This window comes from Rhodococcus sp. 27YEA6 (genome assembly GCF_044908235.1).
GTDB lineage: Bacteria > Actinomycetota > Actinomycetes > Mycobacteriales > Mycobacteriaceae > Rhodococcus_F > Rhodococcus_F qingshengii.
Genome location: NZ_JBIYCY010000007.1, coordinates 226,221 through 249,118, shown reverse-complemented (window position 1 = coordinate 249,118; position 22,898 = coordinate 226,221). Strand labels below are relative to the sequence as shown.

26 protein-coding genes are annotated in these 22,898 nt (G+C 63.1%); 11 read left to right on the top strand and 15 right to left on the bottom strand.

The window, feature by feature from the left end; all coding sequences use genetic code 11:
- Window positions 1-28 precede the first annotated feature (28 nt).
- Window positions 29-1,444: an MFS transporter gene (locus ABH939_RS20030; RefSeq protein ID WP_042452157.1), complete on the top strand. Its 1,416-nt coding sequence runs from the start codon at window positions 29-31 to the stop codon at window positions 1,442-1,444.
- Window positions 1,441-2,610: a thiolase family protein gene (locus ABH939_RS20025; RefSeq protein WP_404650010.1), complete on the top strand. Its 1,170-nt coding sequence runs from the start codon at window positions 1,441-1,443 to the stop codon at window positions 2,608-2,610. Before ABH939_RS20030 ends, ABH939_RS20025 begins: the two co-directional genes overlap by 4 nt.
- A gap of 28 nt (window positions 2,611-2,638) precedes the next feature.
- Here the strand turns inward: ABH939_RS20025 and ABH939_RS20020 are convergent, their stop codons facing one another.
- Window positions 2,639-3,295, bottom strand: a complete 657-nt coding sequence (locus tag ABH939_RS20020) for a class I SAM-dependent methyltransferase (RefSeq protein WP_042452162.1) — start codon at window positions 3,293-3,295, stop codon at window positions 2,639-2,641.
- Between the two features lie 240 nt (window positions 3,296-3,535).
- On the opposite strand from ABH939_RS20020, the gene ABH939_RS20015 reads away from it, so the two are divergent.
- On the top strand, window positions 3,536-4,477 hold the full coding sequence (locus ABH939_RS20015; protein WP_007726787.1) for a DUF808 domain-containing protein: 942 nt from the start codon (window positions 3,536-3,538) through the stop codon (window positions 4,475-4,477).
- Here the strand turns inward: ABH939_RS20015 and ABH939_RS20010 are convergent.
- Entirely contained in the window at window positions 4,474-5,427 is a 954-nt protein-coding gene (locus ABH939_RS20010) for a YafY family protein (RefSeq protein ID WP_064074653.1), read from the bottom strand. The two genes, ABH939_RS20015 and ABH939_RS20010, sit on opposite strands and share 4 nt — an antisense overlap.
- 64 nt (window positions 5,428-5,491) lie before the next feature.
- On the opposite strand from ABH939_RS20010, the gene ABH939_RS20005 reads away from it, so the two are divergent.
- Complete coding sequence (locus ABH939_RS20005; RefSeq protein ID WP_404650032.1) at window positions 5,492-5,956, top strand: pyridoxamine 5'-phosphate oxidase family protein; 465 nt, start codon at window positions 5,492-5,494, stop codon at window positions 5,954-5,956.
- Here the strand turns inward: ABH939_RS20005 and ABH939_RS20000 are convergent.
- From ABH939_RS20000 to ABH939_RS19990, 3 genes are all read right to left on the bottom strand, one after another.
- Window positions 5,946-6,875, bottom strand: a complete 930-nt coding sequence (locus tag ABH939_RS20000) for a cation diffusion facilitator family transporter (protein ID WP_007726784.1) — start codon at window positions 6,873-6,875, stop codon at window positions 5,946-5,948. The two genes, ABH939_RS20005 and ABH939_RS20000, sit on opposite strands and share 11 nt — an antisense overlap.
- 91 nt (window positions 6,876-6,966) lie before the next feature.
- A complete protein-coding gene (locus ABH939_RS19995; protein WP_019749453.1) occupies window positions 6,967-8,112 on the bottom strand; it encodes an aromatic acid exporter family protein in 1,146 nt (381 codons plus the stop codon).
- Window positions 8,099-8,515, bottom strand: a complete 417-nt coding sequence (locus tag ABH939_RS19990; protein WP_007726781.1) for a DUF3151 domain-containing protein — start codon at window positions 8,513-8,515, stop codon at window positions 8,099-8,101. The genes ABH939_RS19995 and ABH939_RS19990 overlap by 14 nt, the downstream gene beginning before the upstream one ends.
- A 125-nt stretch (window positions 8,516-8,640) precedes the next feature.
- On the opposite strand from ABH939_RS19990, the gene ABH939_RS19985 reads away from it, so the two are divergent.
- Window positions 8,641-9,495, top strand: a complete 855-nt coding sequence (locus ABH939_RS19985; protein WP_064074652.1) for a nuclear transport factor 2 family protein — start codon at window positions 8,641-8,643, stop codon at window positions 9,493-9,495.
- Window positions 9,496-9,574: 79 nt separating this feature from the next.
- Here the strand turns inward: ABH939_RS19985 and fbaA are convergent, their stop codons facing one another.
- Entirely contained in the window at window positions 9,575-10,612 is a 1,038-nt protein-coding gene (gene fbaA / locus ABH939_RS19980; RefSeq protein WP_007726777.1) for a class II fructose-bisphosphate aldolase, read from the bottom strand.
- A gap of 181 nt (window positions 10,613-10,793) precedes the next feature.
- Between fbaA and ABH939_RS19975 the strand changes: the two genes are divergently transcribed.
- Both ABH939_RS19975 and ABH939_RS19970 read left to right on the top strand, forming a co-directional pair.
- A complete protein-coding gene (locus ABH939_RS19975; protein WP_003944390.1) occupies window positions 10,794-11,531 on the top strand; it encodes a VTT domain-containing protein in 738 nt (245 codons plus the stop codon).
- 29 nt (window positions 11,532-11,560) lie between these two features.
- On the top strand, window positions 11,561-12,223 hold the full coding sequence (locus ABH939_RS19970; protein ID WP_003944306.1) for a DedA family protein: 663 nt from the start codon (window positions 11,561-11,563) through the stop codon (window positions 12,221-12,223).
- Between the two features lie 11 nt (window positions 12,224-12,234).
- Here ABH939_RS19970 and ABH939_RS19965 read toward each other — a convergent pair whose 3' ends face one another.
- A complete protein-coding gene (locus ABH939_RS19965) occupies window positions 12,235-13,362 on the bottom strand; it encodes a GTP-binding protein (protein WP_404650009.1) in 1,128 nt (375 codons plus the stop codon).
- A 44-nt stretch (window positions 13,363-13,406) separates the two neighbouring features.
- Window positions 13,407-14,759 carry an LLM class flavin-dependent oxidoreductase gene (locus ABH939_RS19960; protein WP_064074650.1) on the bottom strand — a complete coding sequence of 451 codons (1,353 nt, stop codon included), beginning with the start codon at window positions 14,757-14,759 and terminating at the stop codon, window positions 13,407-13,409.
- A 91-nt stretch (window positions 14,760-14,850) separates the two neighbouring features.
- Between ABH939_RS19960 and ABH939_RS19955 the strand changes: the two genes are divergently transcribed.
- Entirely contained in the window at window positions 14,851-15,849 is a 999-nt protein-coding gene (locus ABH939_RS19955; protein WP_231915013.1) for a GNAT family N-acetyltransferase, read from the top strand.
- On the opposite strand, the gene ABH939_RS19950 is transcribed toward ABH939_RS19955, so the two are convergent.
- The 5 genes from ABH939_RS19950 to ABH939_RS19930 form a co-directional block, all read right to left on the bottom strand.
- The gene (locus ABH939_RS19950) at window positions 15,812-16,519 is read right to left on the bottom strand and encodes an alpha/beta fold hydrolase (RefSeq protein WP_064074648.1); all 708 of its coding nucleotides are present in this window, start codon (window positions 16,517-16,519) and stop codon (window positions 15,812-15,814) included. The two genes, ABH939_RS19955 and ABH939_RS19950, sit on opposite strands and share 38 nt — an antisense overlap.
- 11 nt (window positions 16,520-16,530) lie before the next feature.
- Window positions 16,531-17,652 (bottom strand): glycoside hydrolase family 76 protein, encoded by a 1,122-nt coding sequence (locus ABH939_RS19945; RefSeq protein ID WP_003944321.1) that lies wholly within the window; start codon window positions 17,650-17,652, stop codon window positions 16,531-16,533.
- A 57-nt stretch (window positions 17,653-17,709) separates the two neighbouring features.
- The gene (locus ABH939_RS19940; protein WP_081557522.1) at window positions 17,710-18,402 is read right to left on the bottom strand and encodes a TrmH family RNA methyltransferase; all 693 of its coding nucleotides are present in this window, start codon (window positions 18,400-18,402) and stop codon (window positions 17,710-17,712) included.
- Window positions 18,402-19,001: a DUF6636 domain-containing protein gene (locus tag ABH939_RS19935; protein ID WP_003944380.1), complete on the bottom strand. Its 600-nt coding sequence runs from the start codon at window positions 18,999-19,001 to the stop codon at window positions 18,402-18,404. Before ABH939_RS19935 ends, ABH939_RS19940 begins: the two co-directional genes overlap by 1 nt.
- Window positions 19,002-19,068: 67 nt before the next feature.
- On the bottom strand, window positions 19,069-19,851 hold the full coding sequence (locus tag ABH939_RS19930) for an SDR family oxidoreductase (protein ID WP_003944309.1): 783 nt from the start codon (window positions 19,849-19,851) through the stop codon (window positions 19,069-19,071).
- 34 nt (window positions 19,852-19,885) lie between these two features.
- Between ABH939_RS19930 and ABH939_RS19925 the strand changes: the two genes are divergently transcribed.
- Window positions 19,886-20,329 (top strand): hypothetical protein, encoded by a 444-nt coding sequence (locus tag ABH939_RS19925; protein WP_007726759.1) that lies wholly within the window; start codon window positions 19,886-19,888, stop codon window positions 20,327-20,329.
- 4 nt (window positions 20,330-20,333) lie between these two features.
- On the opposite strand, the gene ABH939_RS19920 is transcribed toward ABH939_RS19925, so the two are convergent.
- Both ABH939_RS19920 and ABH939_RS19915 read right to left on the bottom strand, forming a co-directional pair.
- Window positions 20,334-21,047 (bottom strand): lysoplasmalogenase, encoded by a 714-nt coding sequence (locus tag ABH939_RS19920; RefSeq protein ID WP_007726757.1) that lies wholly within the window; start codon window positions 21,045-21,047, stop codon window positions 20,334-20,336.
- A gap of 49 nt (window positions 21,048-21,096) precedes the next feature.
- Window positions 21,097-21,777 (bottom strand): 1-acyl-sn-glycerol-3-phosphate acyltransferase, encoded by a 681-nt coding sequence (locus tag ABH939_RS19915; RefSeq protein ID WP_003944312.1) that lies wholly within the window; start codon window positions 21,775-21,777, stop codon window positions 21,097-21,099.
- 63 nt (window positions 21,778-21,840) lie between these two features.
- On the opposite strand from ABH939_RS19915, the gene ABH939_RS19910 reads away from it, so the two are divergent.
- Both ABH939_RS19910 and ABH939_RS19905 read left to right on the top strand, forming a co-directional pair.
- Entirely contained in the window at window positions 21,841-22,404 is a 564-nt protein-coding gene (locus ABH939_RS19910; RefSeq protein ID WP_007726755.1) for a TetR/AcrR family transcriptional regulator, read from the top strand.
- Between the two features lie 33 nt (window positions 22,405-22,437).
- On the top strand, window positions 22,438-22,881 hold the full coding sequence (locus tag ABH939_RS19905) for a MarR family winged helix-turn-helix transcriptional regulator (RefSeq protein ID WP_003944339.1): 444 nt from the start codon (window positions 22,438-22,440) through the stop codon (window positions 22,879-22,881).
- Window positions 22,882-22,898: the final 17 nt, after the last annotated feature.

Below are 22,898 nucleotides of genomic sequence, written 5' to 3'. Positions count from 1 at the left end.
ACCATAGCCAGAGTCTAGATTGCTGACTATGGAACTTCATAGCCAGCCGGTGCGGACCGGACCCCTGCTCGCGATACTGTCGGGGGCGCCGTTTGTCGCCAGCCTCGATCTTTTTGTGGTCAACGTGGCCTTCGGCGACATCGCCAAGAGCTACCCAGGTCACTCGCTGGGCGAGTTCAGTTGGATCCTCAACAGCTACGCGATCGTCTACGCCGCACTGTTGATACCCCTCGGACGCTGGGCGGACAGGATCGGGCACAAGCGCGCCTTCATCGCCGGCCTCGCACTGTTCACCCTCGCCAGCGCCGCCTGTGCCTTCAGCCCGTCCTTGTGGGCACTGGTGGCCTTCCGTATCGTCCAGGCAGTCGGCGCCGCTGCGCTCACCCCGGCCAGCCTCGGGCTTCTGATCAATGCGCTTCCCGCCGCGAAACGTCAATCCGGCGTTCGCATCTGGGCAGCCGCCGGCGCTGCAGCAGCTGCATTCGGCCCTGTCGTGGGCGGCATCCTCGTAGAGGCCTCGTGGCGCTGGGTCTTCCTGATCAATGTTCCAGTGGGCATCGTGTTGCTCTACTTCGCAGTCCGACTCGTACCGGATACAACACACAAGGACCCCGATGCCGGTATCGACTTCGTCGGCGCTGCCCTCCTCACCGTCGGAATCGGCTCTCTCGCCCTGGCACTCGTCCAGGGTCCGGACTGGGGATGGACCGACAATCGCGTTCTGATCGCCTTCGCCGTGGCCGCCGTGACACTACTCTCGTTCTGGTGGAGCAACTCTCGTCACCGGACTCCGTTGATTGCTCCGGATCTTCTGAAGATCCGCTCGTTTGCCTGGTCCAACGTCACCGCCATCCTGTTCAGCGCAGCATTCGCCGCGGGTCTTCTCTCGAACATCCTGTGGCTCCAGGAAGCCTGGGGATACTCGGCTCTGCGAACCGGTTTCGCCGTCTCACCGGGTCCACTTCTCGTTCCGCTGTTCGCCATCGCCGGCGGATCGCTGACGCGCAGGTACTCGGCGGGACGCGTCGCCGCACTCGGCAGCCTTCTGTGGGCAGTCGGAACCGTACTCGTTCTCGTCTCGGTTGATACGACGCCCAACTACGCGACCGGACTCCTACCAGGCTGGATCATCGCCGGGATCGGTGTCGGTCTTGCCCTGCCGACCATTCTGTCGCAGGCCACGGCGGATCTGGCACCTGCCAGATCGGCCACCGGTAGCGCAATCGTCAGCATGAGCCGACAGATCGGAACCGTTCTCGGCGTGAGCGTTCTGATCGCGGTTCTCGGCTCTGCTGTCGACTACGACACCTTCCGCCAGGCCTGGTGGGTGATCTTTGCCGTCGCGCTTGTGTCTGCCCTGGCATCACTGGGAATGACGCCTGCGACCACACCCACCCCGGTTGTCCCTGTTGAATCCGCCATCCCTGAAAGGAATTTGTCATGAGAGACGCAGTTATCGTCGAAGCCGTTCGCACTCCGATCGGCAAGGGAAAGGCGAACGGCGCCCTGCACGGCATCAACGCCGTCGACCTCCTCGCCCACAGCCTCAAGGCGGTAGTCGAACGCACTGGAATCGATGCAGCACTGATCGACGACGTCATCGGTGGAGCGGTAAGCCAAGTCGGTGAACAGAGCCAGAATGTCACTCGCACTGCCCTTCTCGCCGCCGGCTACCCTGAGTCGGTACCGGGAACCACCGTCGACCGACAGTGTGGAAGTAGCCAACAAGCAGTTCATTTTGCCGCTCAGGGCGTCATTGCCGGTGCGTACGACATCGTTGTCGCTGCCGGAGTCGAGTCGATGAGCCGAGTCCCTATGGGCTCGAGCAGCATCGGGCGCGAATCACTCGGCATGGGTTTCGAAGAGCGCTATCCGGATGGTCTGGTACCGCAGGGCATCAGCGCCGAATTGATTGCCTCCAAGTGGGGACTGAGCCGCACCCAACTCGACGAGTTCTCGGCGTCGAGTCATCGGAAAGCCGCGCTGGCAACCGAGAGTGGGTACTTCACCAAGGAACTCGCCACGCTCCCGCAGCTGTCGGTCGACGAGGCCATCCGCCCCGGCACCACGGTCGAGACCCTGGCCGGCCTACGGACCGCCTTCGAATCCGACTACTACGCACAGCGATTCCCACAGATCGACTGGTCCATCACCGCGGGCAACAGCAGCCCGCTTTCGGACGGCAGTTCGGCGGTGATGATCACGACCAGTGAGATCGCCGCGAAACTCGGCCTCACCCCGAAGGCACGATTGCACAGCTTCGCAGTTGCCGGCGACGATCCGCTCTACATGCTCACCGCGGTCATCCCGGCTACGCAGAAGGTCCTGGCCCGTGCGGGATTGACGGTCTCGGACATAGATCTGTTCGAGGTCAACGAGGCCTTTGCCCCCGTCGTCATCTCGTGGGCAGCGGACACCGGCGTCGACCTGTCCAAGGTCAACGTCCACGGCGGCGCCATCGCGCTCGGCCACCCACTGGGCGGCAGCGGAACGCGGATCATGACCACCCTGGTCAACGCGATGGAGCAGCGCGGCGCGCGCTACGGACTCCAGACCATGTGTGAGGCAGGTGGGTTGGCCAACGCGACCATCCTGGAGCGCCTGGGCTGAGCAATCCCCGATGGACGGCATTCCGACATCAGTGACCGAGTGCCGTCCATTCGGGATCCGGCTTGCGCGCAACGACCCGAAACACGATTCCGCCCCGGCCGCTGCGCTGCACCTCGTCGATCAGGAAACCGGCGTTTTCGAGGTATTCAACCGGTTCACGGGTGAGATGATCGGCACCGAACCGAACAAAAAGCGGTTCGACGACCTTCATCAACGTTCGAGCAACAACGTTCTTGCTCGGTCCGTGCTCGGCGAGGACGAATCGACCACCGGGTACCAGGACTCGAAATGCTTCGTTCGCAACTCGGTCCGGATCGGGGATCGTGCAAAAGGCGTAGGTCGAGACCAACGTGTCCACGCACTCGTCGGGAACATCGAGTGCTTGCACGTCTCCGAGTCGTAGGTCGACTTCGGTCTTCACTCCCTCGGAGACCTTGAGCCTGGCCTGATCGAGCATCGCAGTCGAGATGTCCACGCCGATGACGTAATCGACGTCGTCTCCGTAGAGAGGCAGGTTCAGTCCGGTACCCACGGCGATCTCGACCACGCGGCCATGCGCCTGGTCCACGGCCCATTTCCGGGCGTCACCGAGCACAAAGCGTTCGAAGCGCCCGATCTGTCGGTCGTAGTGCGCCGCCATTGCGTCGAAAGTCTTGGCGACCTGTGCAGTGTCTGGTTCACGCATAGTGCCCCGTTTCGATCGATCTTCTGTGCAGTCTTACACGCGGGCACCGGGTCGGGAAGACCTTTCGTGACGAAGGGCAACCGACCTCGCGAGGTCGTCCCTGACGGATGCCCCCGGTATCGTTCCAGGTGACCTGACCTCACCTACGACGATCATGGATAGAGACCTCGTGCGATCAAGTAACTGCGTCACCGGTTCGGTCCGGCCACCTTTTTCCACTGATTCCACTGGAGGTCTGTGATGGCCGGCGGACTCTTCGCCCTGCTCGACGACGTCGCAGCCCTGGCTCGTATGGCTGCCGCCTCGATCGACGACGTTGCCGCCGCAACCGGTAAGGCGACCGCCAAAGCGGCCGGCGTCGTCATCGACGACGCAGCCGTCACGCCGCAGTACGTCCGTGGGCTCGCAGCCGAACGCGAGTTGCCCATCATCAAGCGCATCGCCATCGGATCGTTGCGCAACAAGCTGCTGATCATCCTTCCGATCGCTCTGCTGCTGAGTCAGTTCCTCCCCTGGCTGCTGACGCCACTGTTGATGGTCGGCGGCTGTTACCTCAGCTACGAAGCGGTTCACAAGATCTGGGGTGCAATCTTCGGCCACGGTGACCACCACGAGGCCGCTGACGAGCATCCTCGCGACGAAGAAGCAGTGGTTTCGGGCGCCGTCCGCACCGACCTGATCCTGTCCGCCGAGATCATGGTGATCGCACTCAACACCATCGCAGGCGAAGGCTTCTGGAGCCGATTGGTGATCCTTGCCGTCGTGGCGGTCGTCATCACCGTGGTCGTCTACGGCGTCGTCGGACTGATCGTGAAGATGGACGACATCGGATTGAAGATCGCCGAGACGTCGTCTGGCTTCACCCACAAGGTCGGCCGAGGCCTCGTTCGCGGCATGCCTCACGTGATGTCAGTGCTCTCGGTCGTGGGAACCGCCGCGATGTTGTGGGTCGGTGGCCACATCCTGTTGGTCGGCATCGACGAACTGGGCTTCCACCCGCTCTACGACGCCGTTCATCACGGCGAAGAAGCAGTCAGTGACATCGCCGGAGTCGGTGGCGTGCTGGCGTGGATCGTCAACACACTTGCCTCGGCAGCACTGGGCCTGGTGGTTGGCGCCGTTATCGTCGCCGCTCAACTGGGTATCACCCGCATGCTCGCAAAGCGTTCTGCGACGGCTTAGCTGTCGTGCCCGTGGCGGAGCACCATCTGCTCCGCCACGGTGCGTATCCCGTCACGCAAAGACGAGGGTTCGAGCACCTCGACGTCGGCTCCCAGCCCGATCAGCTGCGAGAGCGCGACAGCTTCGCTCTCGAGTTTCAGCTCGGCACTGACCCATCCGTCGTTGTCCTCTGGCCCCACTTCGACTGCAGCGGCAAGCTCGCCCACCACATCGGGGAGCCGGCGCCTGCCCTCTGGTGTCAATCGCACGCGACACTCGAAGCGAAGCAGCGACCGGTCGAACTCGGCCATCGACGCCGCCCACCACGACGGCAGGTCGAAATCCACCGGCCGAGTGAACGAATCATCTTCTACCACGGCATTTTTGATGCGCCCGACTCGAAACGACAGCGTTCGACCGTTCATCCCCGCCACCAGATACCAAACACCGGCTTTGATGACCAGACCCAGCGGATCGACCGTCCGCTCGCGATCGCGATAGGCGAAGCGCAGTCGACGCGAGTCCAGCACAGCGGATGTGACGATCGGAAGCGCAGAGATGTCGTCGACGCCGCCGAACCAACCCGGAACGTCCACGAGAATGCGGTCCTGCCACAACCGTGCGCTCTCGCGCAGCGGACCGGGCAGGGAGCGGAGCAGTTTGGCGCCCGCCGAACCGACGGCGTCTGATCGTCCGAGATCTGCAGCGATGGACGGCACACCCAACAGCATGAGTGCGGACGTCTCGTCGTCCGTCATGCCGGACAACTTGGATTGCCAACCGTCGAGCAGACGGATGCCACCACCGGGGCCGCTCTCGGTCCAGATCGGCACACCGGCAGCCGACAACGAGGCCACGTCGCGGTAGATCGTCCGCACTGACACACCGAACTCGTCGGCCAACTGCTCGGCGACGACGCCGCGACTCCCCTGCAAACGCAGCATGAGTTGGAGTAACCGCGCGGATCTCATGGACCGAACATTACCGAGAATCACTGACAGAAGTTGTCAGGAATAGGGGTGCACAATGACCGTCATGGTCACCTGGAAGCAGTTCTCCGAAGAAGTACCCGCTCTTGCCGACGCGGTCCTAGCGCGGTTCAAAGCCCACAAGCATCACGTCCTCGCAACGCTGCGCAAGGACGGCTCACCACGGGTCAGCGGCACCGAAGTCGAAATCCTCGACGGGCGTCTGGTGCTCGGTTCGATGTTCGGCGCACTCAAGGCGAAGGATCTCATCCGTGACGGGCGCTACGCCCTCCACAGCAATCCCGGCGAGCACACCATGGAGGGCGGTGACGCGAAGATCGCCGGACTCGCACGCGAGGTGACCGGCGACGAGTTCGAAGCCGTGCTCGCAAGCTACACCTACGAAGTTCCGAAGCCTCTGCACCTCTTTGTCCTCGACATCGACGAGGTGGTGCACACGACCATCGACGACGAACACATGTATGTCGATCTCTGGAAGCCGGGCAAGGAGATCACCCGCTTCACCAAGTGACGTTCTTCTCGCAGTGCTCGCCGTTGGCACACGATTCCACCTGAACGGTGGCGTGGGAAAGACCGTGACTCTCGAGGACGGTGCGCGCGGATTCCAGAACGTTCGACGAATTCGCGTCACTGGTCAGGTGGACTGTCGCGACATCCATGCCGGTGGTGAGCGTCCAGACGTGTAGGTCGTGAACACCCATCACGCTCGGCAGCGCCGCCAGGTCGGCCTCGACCGCTTCGACGTCGACGTCGGCCGGCGAAGCCTGCGTCAGAATGCGCAGCGATGCTGCGGCCAGTTTGATCGCACGCGGCACCACCCACAGCGAGATGAGAACACCGACGACGACGTCTGCCCACGTCCAGTTGAACAGCAGGACAAGGCCACCGGCGATCAGAACGCCGACGCTACCGACGGCGTCGGCAAGCACCTCGAGGTAGGCGCCACGCACGGCCAGGCTGTCCTTGGAATCGCCGCGCAGCATCAGCATCACGACGATGTTCGCGGCCAATCCGGCAGCCGCCGTGATGATCAGGGCGCCGCCCGGGATCTCGGGTTCGTTACCGATGCGGCCGATTGCCTCGTAGAAGACCCAGGCGGCGACGGCCAGCAGCATCACCGCATTGGCCATGGCGGTCAGCACTTCGGCGCGGTGCCAACCGAAGGTCCTGGCCGCGGTGGTGCTGCCCCTCTTCGCGAGCAGCAGCGCCGTCAGTCCCATGGCCATACCCACCACGTCTGTGAGCATGTGACCGGCGTCGGCAAGCAGAGCCAACGAGTTGATCAGGATACCGACCGTGGCCTCGAGTACGAGGAACGCAACGAGGATCGCAAGCGCGATCGCCATTTTTCTGATGCGTTGCGGTGACGGTCCTACGCCGACCGAATCTGCTGCCGAGTGGCCATGTGAATGACCGTGCCCTGCTCCCATTTGTCCTGTTCCCTCCCAAGTCCTTCTCAGAGCATATGCATACATTCGCATACATACAATGAGTTGCTCAGTGAGCGGGAAACGGCAGAGGTCAGTGATCCGGCTCGTAGGCGGGATGAGGCACGGTGGGCGGCAGAGTGGCGATCGACGAGATTCGCTTCATGCCCGCGACCTGCAACAGGTCGACGACCAGCGATCGAATCTGGGCGAACACCACCGTCGAGGACAAGCCCGCGTTCTCCACTATCGCCGGTTTCAGTTCCTTCGCGACCGAGCGCAGGACGCGCGCTGCTTCGGCCTGATCAGGCTGCTCCCCCGGCTCCGCCAGGATCATGTCCTTGAGAACTTCGACGGCTTTCGACAAGCGCTCGACCTGAGCCACCAGACGCGGATCGAGGATCTCGTCGTCCCTGACCAACGTCAACGAACGACGCGCGAGCACTCGAATGTTGCGCATCGCGTTGTCGATGGGATCGGCTGTCGCCATGAGCCTTTCGAGGCGAGGCCGACTGTTCCAGTACAGCGGGGAGATTCGACTGATCTCGCGACCGCCGAGAAGGTTACTGCGCAACCCGTCGATGGCACCCTGAGTTGCGCGCGCCTTCTGCAGTGCCTTGACGATCGGGTCCGGGTCATTCGCGACGAGGCCGTCTGCCACCAATTGCAGTACCTCGGAAGCTGTTCCGAGGATCGATGCAGCATCCTTGCGCGCGCGTCGTACCGGGTGGGTGGGGATGATCGCGACCACCGCGATACCCACCAGACCACCGACAAGGGCATCGATCATGCGATCGGGACCGCCGCTGCCGCCCGGCGGGATCAGCGTCGCCACCAGCACAGCCGAGTTTCCCGCCTGCATGGAGAAGATCGGCCCGCTGTTGAGAAGCACCGCGACGGACATCGCCAGCACGACAACCAAACTGATCTGCCACGGTCCGCTCCCGATACCGGAGATGATCAGATCACCGATTCCGATACCGACCGTGACTCCCGCAACCAACTCGAACGAGCGTCGTAGTCGTGCACCCAACGACAGACCGAGCGAGACCACAGCGGCAATCGGCGCGAAGAACGGCGCGTGGTGCCCGATCACCGTGGTGGCAACCCACCACGCCAATCCGGCCGCCAAGGCACATTGAATGATCGGTAGCGCCGACGTCTGAAGCCGACGCACCGATTTGCGAGCCCGGTCCTTGATGCCGGCCCGGCTCGGACGGAAACTGCTAACCGAGGCCAAGCGCTTCGGCGGCGTTGGGATCGCAGTCTTCGAGCAGATCGAGGCAACGCGCGTACTCGTCGGCTTCACCGATCGTCTTCGCGGCCTTTGCCAGGACTGCGACGCAACGCAGGAAACCACGGTTCGGTTCATGGCTGTAGGGCACGGGACCGAAACCCTTCCAACCGTTGCGACGCAGTTGGTCGAGTCCGCGGTGGTATCCGGTACGCGCGTAGGCGTAGGCCGTGATGGTTTCGCCCTTGTCCAGGGCAGCCTCGGCCAGGTAGGCCCACGCAATGGAGGCAGTGGGGTGGTCGGCCGCTACCTGGGCCGGTTCAGCGTGGTTGAGCAGTGCCGATTCCGCGTCGTCGTCGCCGGGAAGCAGAGTGGGCTTGGGTCCGAGCAGGTCACCGAATTGGGTCATGCGCTCATTGTGCCCGCTACGCCTTTCTGCCACAGGACCGCCTCGCCGACGGTCGGAGTTATGCAGGCTACATACCGGTCGTTACCCTGACATGGTCATTGCTGCATAAGACCGAAGGGTTACCCGTGCCGGACTCGAAAGACGACAACTCGAAAAAGAGCGCAGCACCGAAGGGTGCGCCCGAGAAGTCGGCCCCGACCGAACCTGCGACTGTGGCGATCCAGAAGACAGACAAGGCCTCGAAAGCGGACGGCGACGCCAAAACTGCCAGCGCACCAACCGTCGCGATCCCCAAGGCAACTCAGGCAACCACAGCAGCACCGACACCCCGGCCCAAGCCGGAGCCTGCCACCGTCGCGATTCCGAAAGCCACGCAGCCGACACCACCACCCCGGCAGGCTCCGACCCCACCACCACCGCAGCGCGCCGCGCCTCAACCACCGCAGCGCGCCGCGCCTCAACGTGTGGGTGTCGCAGCGACCCCACCGCCGGCTCAGCCGATGCCGACTCGCATCGAGCCCGCCGCGCCGGAGAAGACCAAGCGCAGCGGCAAGGGCTGGTACATCGCGGCAGCAGCGGCCGGCGTCGCCGTCCTCGCGGCGATCGGCGTCGCCGTATTCGTCTCGTCCAACAGCGGTAGCGGTGAAAGCTCACCCGAAGCTCAGGTCCAGACCGCCATCTCGACGTATGTCGACGCTCTGCAGACCGGCGATCTGGCAACGCTGCGAACGTCGACCTGTGGGGCGTTGGGCGAGTACTACCGCACCATTCCCGACGCAGCGTTCGCTCAGGTCCACGACAATGCCGTCGCTCAGAAGACGATCCCGCAGGTCGGAGCCGTCGACGCGGTGCGCATCACCGACGACACCGCGATCGCTCAGGTCCAGGCGAGTTTGCCGAGCACGGGCGAGCAGTCGTGGCGCACGTTCGACCTCGAGCGCCAGGACGGCACGTGGAAGGTCTGCGATCCCAGCAAGTAGGTACCTGAACAGAAAATGCGCGCCGGCGAGAATTTCGCCGGCGCGCATTTTGTTCTGTGAAGCGCAGTTGTGAAACCGATCAGCCTGCCGACACCGAGCGTCCGGCCGACTTCAGGTCGTTGCACGCCTCGACGACGCGAGCCGTCATGCCGGCTTCGGCCTTCTTGAGGTAGCTGCGCGGGTCGTATGCCTTCTTGTTTCCGACCTCGCCGTCGACCTTGAGGACGCCGTCGTAGTTGGTGAAGAAGTGTCCGGCGATCGGACGGGAGAACGCGTACTGGGTGTCGGTGTCGACGTTCATCTTGACGACGCCGAAGTTCAGCGAGTCCTCGATCTCCGACTTCAACGATCCCGATCCACCGTGGAAGACGAAGTCGAAGGGCTGCGAACCGGAAGCCAGGCCGAGCTTGGCGGCGGCGACCTTCTGGCCCTCTTCGAGAACCTCGGGCTTGAGCTTGACGTTGCCCGGCTTGTAGACGCCGTGGACGTTGCCGAAGGTGGCGGCAAGGAGGTACTTGCCCTGTTCGCCGATGCCCAGAGCATCGACCGTCTTCTCGAAGTCTTCGCTCGAGGTGTAGAGCTTGTCGTTGATCTCGGCTTCGACGCCGTCTTCTTCGCCGCCGACGACACCGATCTCGACCTCGAGGATGATGCGTGCAGCCTTCGAGAGGGCGAGCAGTTCCTTGGCGATGGCCAGGTTCTCGTCGATCGGGATAGCCGAGCCGTCCCACATGTGCGACTGGAACAGCGGGTTGCGACCGGCGTCGACGCGCTCCTGCGAGATCGCGAGCAGCGGACGCACGTAGGTGTCCAGCTTGTCCTTCGGGCAGTGATCGGTGTGCAGCGCGATGGTGACGTCGTACTTTGCCGCGATCACGTGTGCGAACTCGGCGAGCGCAACAGCGCCGGTGACCATGTCCTTGACGCCCAAACCGGAACCGAACTCGGCGCCGCCCGTCGAGAACTGGATGATGCCGTCACTGCCGGCGTCCGCGAAGCCCTTGATGGCTGCGTTGATGGATTCGGAGCCGACACAGTTGATGGCGGGGAAGGCAAAGGAATGCTCCTTGGCCCGACCAAGCATCTCGGCATAGACCTCGGGAGTTGCGATAGGCACGGCGGGAGTCCTCCATATACGTGTCGTTCGGAGCGCTCGGCGATGTGAAAGCGCTTCGTGTGGTCCTAGCAGTATGGCAAGTCCGACTCGTCACGTCTCTTTGCGGTCTCGGCCCGCCGCCACCGACGCGATGACCTGCGGTGGTGGGAAACACTCAGATTCGGCCGGTACTCTGGCCACCGTGAATGTGCAGGCAGCAACTGAATCCGTGACGAACCTGGCCTTGCTGCCCGGCTTCCTCGATCCCGTGAACCTCTTGAATTCCTTCGGAACGTGGGTTCTGGTGGGATTGCTTCTGGTGGTCTTCATCGAATCAGGCCTGCTGTTTCCGCTCTTGCCCGGCGATTCGCTCCTCTTCACCGCAGGGCTGATCGCGGCGTCCAAGTCCACCGAGATCGAACCGTTCGCGCCGCTGTGGGTGCTCCTGGTGACCATTCCGATCGCCGCGATTCTGGGTGACCAAGTCGGGTTCTACATCGGCGCCAAGGGCGGAACTGCCCTGTTCAAGACGGACGACGCGCGGTTCTTCAAGAAGAAGTACATCGACGAGTCACACGCCTTCTTCGAAAAGCACGGCCCGATCACCATTATCCTGGCTCGGTTCGTGCCGATCGTGCGTACTTTTGCTCCGGTTGTCGCCGGCGCTTCGAAGATGAAGTACTCACTGTTCCTGACGTACAACATCGTCGGCGGCATCCTGTGGGGTGCCGGCGTGACTTTGCTCGGCTACCTCCTGGGGCAGATCGAATTCATCCGCGACAATGTCGACTACATCTTCATCTTGATCGTCCTGGTGTCGGTTCTGCCGATCGTCTTCGAAATCGGGAAACGAATTCTGGCGTCGAGACGTGGTGAAACGGCGAATACTTCCACTACGGACAATTCGACGGTGACAGTCCCCGAAGACCCCACCCCCTGATTGCAGAACGAGGCGAAGAACTGACGACGATGACGCTCGCATCCGGCAGTTTCTCCCCGCTCGAGACTGCCGGGCCTCTGTTGGTCTGGATCATCGTCGTCACGTTCGTCTTCATCGAGTGCGCGATCATCCTCGGGTTGTTTCTCCCCGGTGATTCGCTTCTGATCACAGCCGGAATCGTTCTTGCCGGCCACGAATCCGGCGCGGGCCACGTGTGGGCGTTGTCTGTCGGTGCGATGATCGCGGCCATTGCCGGCAACCAGGTCGGGTACGTCATCGGCCACCGGACCGGCAATCACATCAAAGCCCGTAAGGGCGGCAAGTACTTCACCGAGAAGAACCTGCACCGCGTGAACATCCTGTTGGAAAAACACGGGTTCTGGGCGGTCCTGATTGCTCGCTGGGTTCCGTGGGTGCGCACCCTGTGCCCGATGGTCGCGGGCGCAGCCAAGATGAACCACACGCGCTACACCATCGCGAGCACCATCGGCGCGATCATCTGGGCGCCCGTGCTCCTGCTACTCGGTTTCTACGGTGGCTCGTTCCTCGATCGCGTGCCGTGGTTGCTGCCCGCCGTGCTGATCGTGATGATGGTCAGCTTGGTCATCGGTACTGCGCTGGGAATCTGGCAGTACCGCAAGGAGATGGCCCGACCGGCCGAAGACGTCGAGGTCGAAGAAGTCCTCGACTAGAAGCTGACTGCTCAGTGCAGGTGGCTCTGGTCCCACGCCGGCAGCGGGTCTTCGTAGCGAGTCCATGCCCGCGGTCCTTCACGTAGTTCGTCACCGGTCAGCAGAGCCGGATCGAGGATTCGTGACGGCTCCGCCGGGTCCAGTTTCACTCCGATGAACACGATCTCCTGCCCTGGCACCTCCGCCGCCGACGCCCACAGTTGAGCCGGTTCGATGACGAGGTTGGGGCCTGCCTGCGACCAGATCGCGGCGAACTCGGGCCGACTGGCGATCCAGCAGAATCCCTTGCTCCGCAGGAGTCCGGCGAACTGACCGAGCGCGGCCTCGAGTCGCGCCGGATGAAAGGGTCGCGAGGCGCGGTATGTGACGCTGCGTATTCCGTATTCCTCGGTTTCCGGGGTGTGCCCACCGGCCAGTTCCTCGTCCCAACCGGGTACCTGCGCAGCAAGTTCCGGGTTGTAGAGACCGGTTTCGAGGACACGGTCGAGGGTGACGTTGCCGTGATCTGTTCGAATCAGTTGAGCGGTGGGGTTGAGCCTACGAAGCGTCGCCTCGACGGTTCCTGCCGCCCGCGGGCTCACCAGGTCGGTTTTGTTCAGCAAGATGACGTCGGCGAACTCCACCTGATCGACCAGGAGATCGGAGATGCTGCGTCCGTCCCCCTCCCCGGCTTCGAGGTTGCGCTCGTCCAGTCGTTCGCCTTTTGCCAGCTCGCCGAGGAAGGTCGACGCGTCCACCACGGTCACCATGGTGTCGAGCTTCGCGAGCGAGCCGAGGCTGAAACCGTCCTCGAATTCCCAGTCGAAGGTGGCCGCCACCGGCATCGGTTCGGAGATGCCGGTGGACTCGATCACCAACTGATCGAATCGCCCCTCTCGGGCCAGGGCGCCGACGGCGTCGATCAGATCCTCACGCAGCGTGCAGCAGATGCATCCGTTGGTCAGCTCGACCAACTTCTCTTCCGTGCGGTCGAGATGACCCTGGCCCGCGACGAGGGCCGCGTCGATGTTGATCTCGCTCATGTCGTTGACGATGACGGCGACCCTACGGCCATCGCGATTGGCGAGAATGTGGTTGAGGAGTGTGGTCTTGCCTGCGCCCAGAAATCCGGACAGCACGGTTACCGGTAGCTGCTTCATTCCTTAATGGTAACCATTGTCATTATCGACAACAGCAGGCGGGCCTACTGCGCTGCAGAGGCACTACCCGAGAACTGGCTCTCGGGCCTCGGCAAACCGAAATGATCACGAAGGGTCGTACCCGTGTATTCAGTCCGGAAAAGACCGCGATCCTGCAGGATCGGGACCACACGCTCGGTGAAGATCTCGAGCCCACCCGGGTAGTACGGCGGCATGACGTTGAAGCCGTCAGCAGCACCGCTGGTGAACCATTCCTCGATCGTGTCAGCCACCTGCTCGGCGGTTCCGGCAAACACCCGGTGTCCGCGCGCACCCGCCAAACGATGAAGCAGTCCCCGAACCGTCGGACGCTCACGCTCGACGATGCCGGCGATCACCTGCAATCTACTTTGCTTGTTGTCGGTGACATCACCTGCCGCCGCGAACAATTCGACGGGAACCGGTGCATCCAGTTCCAGATTCCGAACATCGGTCCCGGTGAGTGCACCGAGTTGCGCGAGCCCGTACTCCGGCGAGGTCAACTCGTTGAATTCTCGCTCGAGCGCCTTGGCTTGTTCCTCGGTGTCACCGATGAACGGGCTGATTCCCGGCAGAATCTTGACATGATCGGGGTTGCGCCCGAACTGCGCAGCCCTCGACTTGATGTCGGTGTAGAACGCCTGCGCATCGGAAAGTCTCTGGTGCGCTGTGAAAATCGCCTCCGCATACTGACCGGCAAACGCGCGACCGTCGTTGGACGCACCGGCCTGCACCAGCACCGGGTATCCCTGCGGCGTTCGCGGTGCGTTGAACGGTCCCCGCACCCGAAGATGCCGCCCGACGTAGTTGATCTCGTGAATCTTGTTTCTGTCCGCGTAGATTCCGTTCTCCCGGTCCAGACTGATCGCGTCGTCCTCCCAGCTGTCCCACAACCGCACCACCGCGTCGACGAATTCCCTTGCACGCGAATACCGGTCCCCGTGATCCGGGTGCTTGGCCAGCCCGAAGTTGGCTGCCGCCAGATCCGTACCCGTGGTGACGATGTTCCACCCCGCGCGTCCGTTCGAGATGTGGTCGAGCGAGGCGAACAGCCGAGCCAGGTTGTACGGCTCGTAGTACGTGGTCGACGCCGTCGCGATCAATCCGATTCGCTCGGTCACCACTGCAATGGCCGTCAACAAGGTGATCGGCTCCAATGTCCCTGCGGGACCGTGCTCGACGTCGCTGCGCAACGCGGGACCGTCGGCGAAGAAGATTCCGTCGAACTTCGCCGCCTCAGCAGTGCGAGCGATCTCCTGGAAATACGTGACGTCGAACAGACGTTCCGGGGTTGTCCACGGATGACGCCACGCCGCTTCGTGATGACCGGCGGGGTGGATGAACGCGTTGAGGCTCAGTTGGCGCGGAGAATCAGACATGCCTGAATGCTGGCAACTGCCGCCGCAGTCCGACAGGGTTAGGGTTCGCGTGATTCCAACTCAGGGTGGGCAGGTCGGTATCGTCACATGGGTGAGCCGCGTAGTTGTAGCCGAGTTCGTACCGTCCGGAGCGACAGCAACTGTTCTTCATCAGTGGTGTGAGGTGTTCGCCGAAGGCCAGCGTCACCTGTCCGGGACTGCGCCGACAGCGACTGCGCTGATGGAAATGATCGAGGCCGAGGACAATTCGGCCGATGTACGGCGTTGGATTGCACGCGACGCCGGCACCGACGAGGTCCTCGGCATCGCCCAGGCACGACGCAACTCGGCCGAAGCCGATCTCGCAGAGTTTCGGATGTACGTGACACCCCACGCGCAGCGACGAGGGGTAGGACGAGCGCTTGCCGAACTCGTCGAAGTCGACATCGCCGGGTTCGGCGTGCGAAGAATCAGAGTGACGGCGCTCGTCGGAAGCGCAGCCGAGCATTTCCTGCGATCGTTCGACGGTCACCGCGTGTTGCTTCGGTTGGCCAACCAGGTTCAGCACCTCAGCCCTCCCACCGCACACAGCACCCGCCCCGGCTATCGAATCGTCAGTTGGCGCAACCGAACCCCGGACGAGCTGATCCACTCCTTCTCGGAGGCATTGAACCGACTCCTCGACGCGCCGGGCGCTGAACTGCAGGTGCCCGAACGTAATTGGGGAGCCGACGAGGTCAGATCGTGGGAACAGAAGATGACGGGTGGCTCTCAAGTACTCCTGGTGTGCTGCGCGGTCGACGACAGCGTCGGCGAAGTAGCCGCAGCGACAGTGGTGACGGTGGACGAACATGACAGCACCCACGCATCGCAGCACGACACCGTGGTACTTCCCCAGCACCGCGGACACGGTCTCGCTCAGTGGGTCAAGGAGCAACAAGCGTCTGTGTTGGCAGCTGAATTTCCCTCCGTGCGAAAGATTTACACAACGGTGAACGCGGAGAATCACCCGATGCTGACCGTCAATCGGAGCCTGGGATACCAGACCGTCGCGGAGCGGATCCTGGTGGAAATCAGGAGAGCCGAGAGTGCGCAGCACAAGCCTCGGTGACGATCTTCCTCCACAGGAGCGGGTGAGACTGCCAGAAGTTGTGCGCGACACCGTCGACGACCTCGAAACTACCGTTAGGCACGAGCTCGGCCAGTTGCTGCAACGGCCACGACGGGCGAATGTCGTCGGCCGCCGCGAGAAATGTCATGGGCACTGGTGAGTCGGCCAACTGCCGAAACAGCTGTGGTTCATGGATCCATTCGATGAACGATTCTTGAAGCGATTGCCAGACAACAGGTTCCCAAGGTATCTGCGGGTCCGGCTCGATTCCCGCTTCGTACTGCTTCGACCATGTCCGGTCCTTGTGGAGGCCGTGCCCCGCGATGCCGACGACGCCGGACACCGATTCCGGACAGTCGAGTGCGTACCGCACCGCCAAGTCGGATCCCCACGAGTGCCCCAGCACGACCCAGCTGTCGACCTCGAACGTGCGTCGGACGAGTTCGAGGTCCGCAACGGCCTGCGCCATCGTATGAGCGCCGCCACCGGACCGGCCGACTCCGCGTGGCTCAGGGCACCACGCGCGCATTCCTTCCGGAACCAGCTCGTCGTGAGCAAGATAGTGAACGCATCCCGGGCCGCCGGAGAGAACCAGAACGTCCGCCCCTGCCCCACCGACATCGATGTGAAGACGTACGCCGTCCGTGTCGACCACGTGCCGGGATTCCATGAGGAAAAAGCCTAACGCTTACGCGGGTATCCAGCCGCCGAGACGACAAAGGCTGCCTCCATGAGCATCCACCCACCTACCTGCACCGAGAGGTCTCGCTCGGGCACGCTCGACGAGCGCACGGTTCCGGCGGCGAAGGTGGCGATGTCGCCGGACAGACTCGGCAACTGAGCATCCTTGGTCCAGTCGTGCCCGAACAGCGGCAGGCCTTCGATCTGCAGTCTGTTGTTCCAGGCAGCTTCCGCGGAGGAGAGAACGATCTGCGCTGCGAGTTCGCGCGCTCGCAGGTCCTCGTGAGTCTCCCAGGACAGGTTCACCACCACGAACGCGAGGTAGCGAGCCAGGATTGCGTTGAACAGTCCGCCGTCCCCTCCGCCACCGCCCGTGATGACTCCGTACTCGGTCATTCCGTCGTACACCGCGTCGACGAGTTTGTGGACTCGCTCGCGGTGACGCGGCTCGCCCAATCGCGTCGACAACTCGGTTTCCAACCCCAGCGTGACGCCCTGACAGTACGAATAGATCGCGCGCTCGAGGGTGCCGTCGCGGCGGATACCGTCGAAGATCAGTCCGGAGTCCGGATCCCGCAGTGTCTCGTCGATCCAGTCGGCCGTTGCCTGCGCACGCCAGAGTTTTCCGGTGCGCGCCAGCATGATTCCGGCGGGTCCGTTTGCCGGTGTGTTGTAGAAATCGGAGCCTTTGCACCACGGAATACCGCCGCCGTCGGCCGGGGACCACGAATCGAAGAGTTGCGATTCGAGCGCCTGAACCGCAGTTCGGTGATCGACCGAGAACATGCGTTGCGCACGTTCGAGCGAGAGGCCCAGCCACGCCATGTCGTCGTAGTAGTTGTTGGTCCACGCCGAGACGTTGCGGACCCGCACACTGCGGGCAACCTTCGCGACCCGGCGACGACGCTTGGGGGTCGGGTCACGTTCGAGTGCGTCGATCGCAGTATCGAGCAGGTGCGCTTGCCACCAGTAGTGCCACGGCTTGAACATCCGCTCGCGTCGAACAGCAGGCCAGGCAACCACGCCGAGTGCTGTCCGGGGCATTCCCCACAGGCGCCGAAGGTGACGACTGACTATCGCGCCCTCAGCCGCATCGGCCCGCTCTGCCCACACTTCCTGCATAACTACCTATCCTGTCTGGTCGAGGCGCTACACGCTAGCCGGAATTCGCGAGCGAGATCAGCGGGAATCGGCGAGATCGGCATGCTCACGTACCCACGCGTGCATCGCGATGCCGGCCGCGACACCGGCGTTGATGCTGCGAGTCGAACCGAATTGTGCGATCGAGACCGTCATGGACGCAACCTCTTTCGCATGATCGGTCACTCCGGGGCCTTCTTGACCGAACAGCAGGATGCACTCCCGCGGCAGGCTTGCCGTTTCCAGCGGCACCGACCCCGGGGTGTTGTCGACGGCCACGATCGTGAGTGAATTCTCACGGGCATACTCGACGAGCTCGCTGATGTCTGCGTGGTGAACGATGTGCTGGTATCGATCGGTCACCATGGCGCCCCGCCGATTCCAGCGCCGACGCCCCACGATGTGGACCGCGGCCGCGGCAAACGCGTTGGCCGTGCGGACCACCGTGCCGATGTTGGCGTCGTGCGCGAAGTTTTCGATGGCGACATGCATCGTGTGACGGCGCGAGTCGATGTCCTCGACGATCGCTTCCCGCGTCCAGTACCGATACTCGTCCAAGACGTTTCGACGATCACCCTCGGCCAGAAGTACCGGGTCGTAGCGCGCGTCGGTCGGCGCTTCCGTGTCGCGCTCCTCGGCCCAGGGTCCGACGCCGTTGGGATTCTCGCCCCACTCGGTGGGTCCCGGTTCACTGGCCCCGCCGGACACGTCGTCAGCTGCGACTTCGGTCATCAGAACACCTCGTTGGAATCTGCAGCCACGGTGAAGCCGTGCGTGGTCTGATCGTTGACACACGAGACGTCTGTCGCGGTGGTCGTACAGGTGAAACCCAGTTTGCTCAGCGGTTGACCGGCCGCCAACACCGGATCGGCGTCGGGGCCGCCAGAGGTGTACACCTCTCCGCCCGAACACATGAAAGCACCCTCACCCTCGTCGGTGACGCGAATACCGTTGCCCCAGTTGACCATGCAGCTCTCCGGCCGCGGCGGAACGGGAGTGGTCGTTCCCTCGCACCCGGCTTCGATTCTGGTGGGCAACTTGATGATGCCGCACTGGAAGTTTCCGTCGGGAGTGGTGAAGTAGTACGACTCGTTGCGCTCGAACTGCACATCCGTGAGCGTCGTCGTCGGTGGCAGCGTCGTGGTCGGTGGTTCGGTGGTCGTGGGGACGACGGGCGCGACGGTGGTGGTTGTCGTCGGCACTGCGGTAGTGGTGGACGAACTGGGCTGCGCCGCTACGGTCGGCGCTGAATCCGCCTCCCCGCTGCACCCTGCGAGCACGAGCGCCGACCCGACGCCCAACAAGACGAACCCCACCCGAACACGAACCACCCGACTACCTCCACACACGTCATCTTGGCCCAGCAACAGCCGACAGTGCACTCTATCGTGTGGTCGACTAAGTGCTGGTGACGCGCTTGTTCATCAGCCGTGAGAGCCACGCGGGCGAGAACCGCGACGCGCTGAGGAAGAGCTTCGCCTGAGTTCCGACCGGGTAGTGAACCTTGTGCATCCGTCCGGCGCCGCGTGTGGCCGCCCACAGTTCCTGCGCGACGTCGGTTGCAGTCAGCTTGATACCCAACGATCTGGTGGCTCCGGTGTCCATTCCAGTGACCATCGCGGTCTGGACGAACAACGGCCAGAGCGCGAGAACACGGATGTCGTGCTGTGCCCATTCCAGATCGAGCGCCTCGGTCAGGCCGCGGATCGCGAACTTGGTTGCACCGTACGTCGCCAGTTCGGGCTGGCCGTAGATCGCCGAAGCGGAGCACAGATTGACCACCTGGGCGCCGACGGTATCGCGGAGGTACGGGAAAGCCGTGTGCGTGCCGTTGAGGGTGCCGGTGATGTTGATGTCGACCATTCGGCGATGCGCCGCAAGAGAAATATCCTCGAACCGTCCCGACGAGAGCACGCCCGCATTGTTGATCAGGATGTCCAGACGCCCGGACTCCCCGGCAAAATCGGCCAGACACTGCGCCCATCCGGCCGGATCGGTGACGTCCAGGACACCTGTCACGACGCTCCCACCGAAACCGTCGATCTCGGCCTTCAAGGAGGCAAGGCCGGCGTCGTCGATGTCGAACGCGCCGACGCGGTATCCGTTGCGCGCGAACAACAGCGACGTCTCCCGCCCGATTCCAGCCGCAGCACCGGTGATGAAGACGTTCGGTTCGCTCATCCGGTCAGGCTATCCTGGATGTGGAGGAAATCTGATGAATCACCGTCGCGTCGTACACACCGTGTGTTTCATCGCGGTGGGGTATCTGATCGTGCTCGCCGTGTGGCTCGGATGGCTGGTCGAGCACACCCCACCTGGCACGCTGCCCTATCAGATCGGCGGGCTGCTCGCCGCTTTCGGCTCGGTTCTCGGATTCGGAATGGCATGGGCCAACCGCCCGACCCGCGCCGAGCGCAAACTCGAAAAGCACGGCCTCGAAGGGTGGGCACGAATCGACACCGTCACACCCCTGCGCCGAACCGTCGACGGTGAATTGGCCAAGCTCGCACTCCACCTCACGGTTCCAGGTTCCGATTCGTACTCGGGCCGGATCGAGTACGAGATCCGACCCGAGTACAAAGACAAGATCACTCCCGGATCCACGGTCACCGTCATGGTGGACCCGAAGAACCGAGACCGAATCATGCTGTGCCCGTGAAAGACTAGACGCTCTTCTTGCGTCCCAGCGCCAACATGCCTTCCACCAGCATCAGCTGCGCTCCCGCGTACGACGCCAGGATCACACCCTCGGCAGCAGCGCGGCCGGCGGTCCCGCGGATGAACAGACGACGCACCACGATCAGTCCGTCGGATGCGGTGAAGAGCACTCCGCCCAATCCGAGCCAGGAGCGTCGATCCTTGTTCGGGACGACTACGTCGAGCACGGCCTTTGACTGCGGTGCCAGAGCGGGGTCCGCCGACAACGTCGAGGTGGTTCCCAACATCAATCCGTATCCGGTGAGCGGCGTCGACACGCTCGGGGCCTTGGCACGGAGCAGTCCGGACGCCGTCGACCAACCGCTGATGCGGGGCCGCAGGGCAGCGCGGGTCGGCCGAGCGCCGCGCCGCAGCAGGAGCGCCGAGTAACTGGCCTGCATCACCGCGAACGAGGACGCGCCCTTGATCAGACGAGCATCGTTGTCCGGGTCGATCATGAACACGTCGCCGACAGTTGCAGCGGCGAGACCGGCCAGAAGCAGTGCGGTATCGGCAGTTTCCGTCTCCGAGCGCTTGCGCAGCACTCGGGCGGCCAGAGCGGGTGCGATCAACGGCTTCGCGATCTGCTGAACCCGCTCGTTACCGACTACTGCCCCGACCACTGTCGCTGCCGTCGCCGCCGCAAAAACTGCGTGCTCGATGCCCCACTTGCCCGCCATCACAATCCTCCTGTTGGTTACACGTCCAACAGCGACCGTACTGGGTCACTCAGGCGGCATCGCCGGATTTGACGTCCGCGCCGTAGACATCGACGTATTCCTGCCCCGACTGGTCACAGAGCACTGCCATCAATTCGTCCGTCGCCGCACGCACGACGGCCTGGTAGCCACGAAGTTCGCGGTACCGAGAGAAGTCGATCGGCTCCCCTACCGTGATCCGGACCTTGCTGAAGCGCCACATCCGCGTACCCGGCGGGTTGACTGCGTCGCCGCCGTGTACGACGACGGGAATGACCGGCGCCCCGGTTTCCAAGGCAACTCGAATCGCTCCGGTCTTTCCCTTGTACAGGCAACCGTCGGGTGATCGTGTTCCCTCGGGGTAGATCCCCCAGACACCACCCTTGTCGAGAATCCCGATGGCCGTGTCCAACGCCGCACGGGAGGCGTCGGCGCCGCTACGGTCGATCGGCACCTGACCGGCCCCACCGAAGAACCAGCGCTGCATCGCGCCCTTCACACCGGTCCCGGTGAAATATTCACTCTTCGCGACGAAGGTGATGCGTCGGCGCACCATGAGAACCAGGAAGAACGAGTCGACGACTGCCCGATGGTTGCCGGCGAGAATCACCGGCCCTTTCTTGGGGATGTGGTGCTGACCCTCGATCGTCGGCCGCCCGAACAGCCAGAGGACCGGGCCGATCAGGACGTATTTGAACAGCCAATAGAGCACAGGGCATCACCTTTTCCGTCTAGTAGACAGTGTCTACGACAAGAATAGTAGACACTGTCTTCCATGACTGTCAGCAGCCTTCGCGAAACACTCGTCGCCACCGGCGTCGAGATTCTCGATGCCGACGGCGCCACAGAACTGACGCTACGGGAGATAGCGCGTCGGGCGGGCGTGTCGCACGGCGCCCCGCGGAGATACTTTCCGACCCACAACAGCCTGCTAGCCGCAATTGCCTCACACGGCCTGCGCGATCTCGCCGACAGACTCGATCCCGTCCTCGCCGGCAAACAATCCGCTCGTAGCCGATTGATCTCGGCAGCAATCGAATACGTGTCATTCGCCCAGGAGCGACCGGCGATGTTCGAGTTGATGTTTCGCCACGACCTCCTCGAGGGCGCAGGCAGCAACCTCCGAGAGTCTTCTCTCCCACTCTTCGCCGCCCTGCAATCCCTGACCGAAGAGGCCGACGCCTCCGATCCCACCACATCTGCGTTGAACATCTGGACCGGAACCCACGGCATCGCAGTGCTGGCGGCAAATCGAAGCCTCGCACTCGTCGCACCCGACCTCGATGTGCCGTCGCTGGTAGCCACCGCCGTGACGGACCACCTTCCACGGACTCGTTGATTTACATAGTTAACCTATGCAATAATATTCTTCGTGACAGACGAAGAACAGCAACTGCACGAACTACTCGTCGACCTCGTGAGCAATACGCACCGCTTCGCGAAGCTGGCAGGCTCCTTCGCGTCCGATCAGTACCCACGCGCCTGGCTGCGCGCACTCTCGTTACTCGAGGAATACGGCGAAATGCGGATCAGCGACTTCGCTCGACTCGACAGAAGCTCGCAGCCCTCTGCCACTGCACTACTGCGCAAACTCGGCGAGAACGGTTACGTCGAACGCCGCGCCGACCCCGAAGACGCCCGGGCAGTTCGAGTGGCCATGACGGACAAGGGCCGAAAGATCTTGAACGACGGTCGAAACGAGATCGCCGACGCTCTAGTCCCCCACTTCGTCGAACTCGGGCCTGAGCAGATCAAGAAACTGGCCGACGGATTGGCCGAATTGCGGTCCATCATCAAGACTTCCGATCCCAGCTGAAACACCACCACTGAAAA

Excerpts from the sequence above, each read along its gene's own strand:
- ABH939_RS20030 (WP_042452157.1), top strand. The coding sequence starts at position 29 with ATGGAACTTCATAGCCAGCCGGTGCGGACCGGACCCCTGCTCGCGATA.
- ABH939_RS20025 (WP_404650010.1), top strand. The coding sequence starts at position 1,441 with ATGAGAGACGCAGTTATCGTCGAAGCCGTTCGCACTCCGATCGGCAAG.
- ABH939_RS20020 (WP_042452162.1), bottom strand. The coding sequence starts at position 3,295 with ATGCGTGAACCAGACACTGCACAGGTCGCCAAGACTTTCGACGCAATG.
- ABH939_RS20015 (WP_007726787.1), top strand. The coding sequence starts at position 3,536 with ATGGCCGGCGGACTCTTCGCCCTGCTCGACGACGTCGCAGCCCTGGCT.
- ABH939_RS20010 (WP_064074653.1), bottom strand. The coding sequence starts at position 5,427 with ATGAGATCCGCGCGGTTACTCCAACTCATGCTGCGTTTGCAGGGGAGT.
- ABH939_RS20005 (WP_404650032.1), top strand. The coding sequence starts at position 5,492 with ATGGTCACCTGGAAGCAGTTCTCCGAAGAAGTACCCGCTCTTGCCGAC.
- ABH939_RS20000 (WP_007726784.1), bottom strand. The coding sequence starts at position 6,875 with ATGGGAGCAGGGCACGGTCATTCACATGGCCACTCGGCAGCAGATTCG.
- ABH939_RS19990 (WP_007726781.1), bottom strand. The coding sequence starts at position 8,515 with ATGACCCAATTCGGTGACCTGCTCGGACCCAAGCCCACTCTGCTTCCC.
- ABH939_RS19970 (WP_003944306.1), top strand. The coding sequence starts at position 11,561 with ATGACGCTCGCATCCGGCAGTTTCTCCCCGCTCGAGACTGCCGGGCCT.
- ABH939_RS19965 (WP_404650009.1), bottom strand. The coding sequence starts at position 13,362 with ATGAAGCAGCTACCGGTAACCGTGCTGTCCGGATTTCTGGGCGCAGGC.
- ABH939_RS19960 (WP_064074650.1), bottom strand. The coding sequence starts at position 14,759 with ATGTCTGATTCTCCGCGCCAACTGAGCCTCAACGCGTTCATCCACCCC.
- ABH939_RS19950 (WP_064074648.1), bottom strand. The coding sequence starts at position 16,519 with ATGGAATCCCGGCACGTGGTCGACACGGACGGCGTACGTCTTCACATC.
- ABH939_RS19945 (WP_003944321.1), bottom strand. The coding sequence starts at position 17,652 with ATGCAGGAAGTGTGGGCAGAGCGGGCCGATGCGGCTGAGGGCGCGATA.
- ABH939_RS19940 (WP_081557522.1), bottom strand. The coding sequence starts at position 18,402 with ATGACCGAAGTCGCAGCTGACGACGTGTCCGGCGGGGCCAGTGAACCG.
- ABH939_RS19930 (WP_003944309.1), bottom strand. The coding sequence starts at position 19,851 with ATGAGCGAACCGAACGTCTTCATCACCGGTGCTGCGGCTGGAATCGGG.
- ABH939_RS19925 (WP_007726759.1), top strand. The coding sequence starts at position 19,886 with ATGAATCACCGTCGCGTCGTACACACCGTGTGTTTCATCGCGGTGGGG.
- ABH939_RS19920 (WP_007726757.1), bottom strand. The coding sequence starts at position 21,047 with ATGGCGGGCAAGTGGGGCATCGAGCACGCAGTTTTTGCGGCGGCGACG.
- ABH939_RS19910 (WP_007726755.1), top strand. The coding sequence starts at position 21,841 with ATGACTGTCAGCAGCCTTCGCGAAACACTCGTCGCCACCGGCGTCGAG.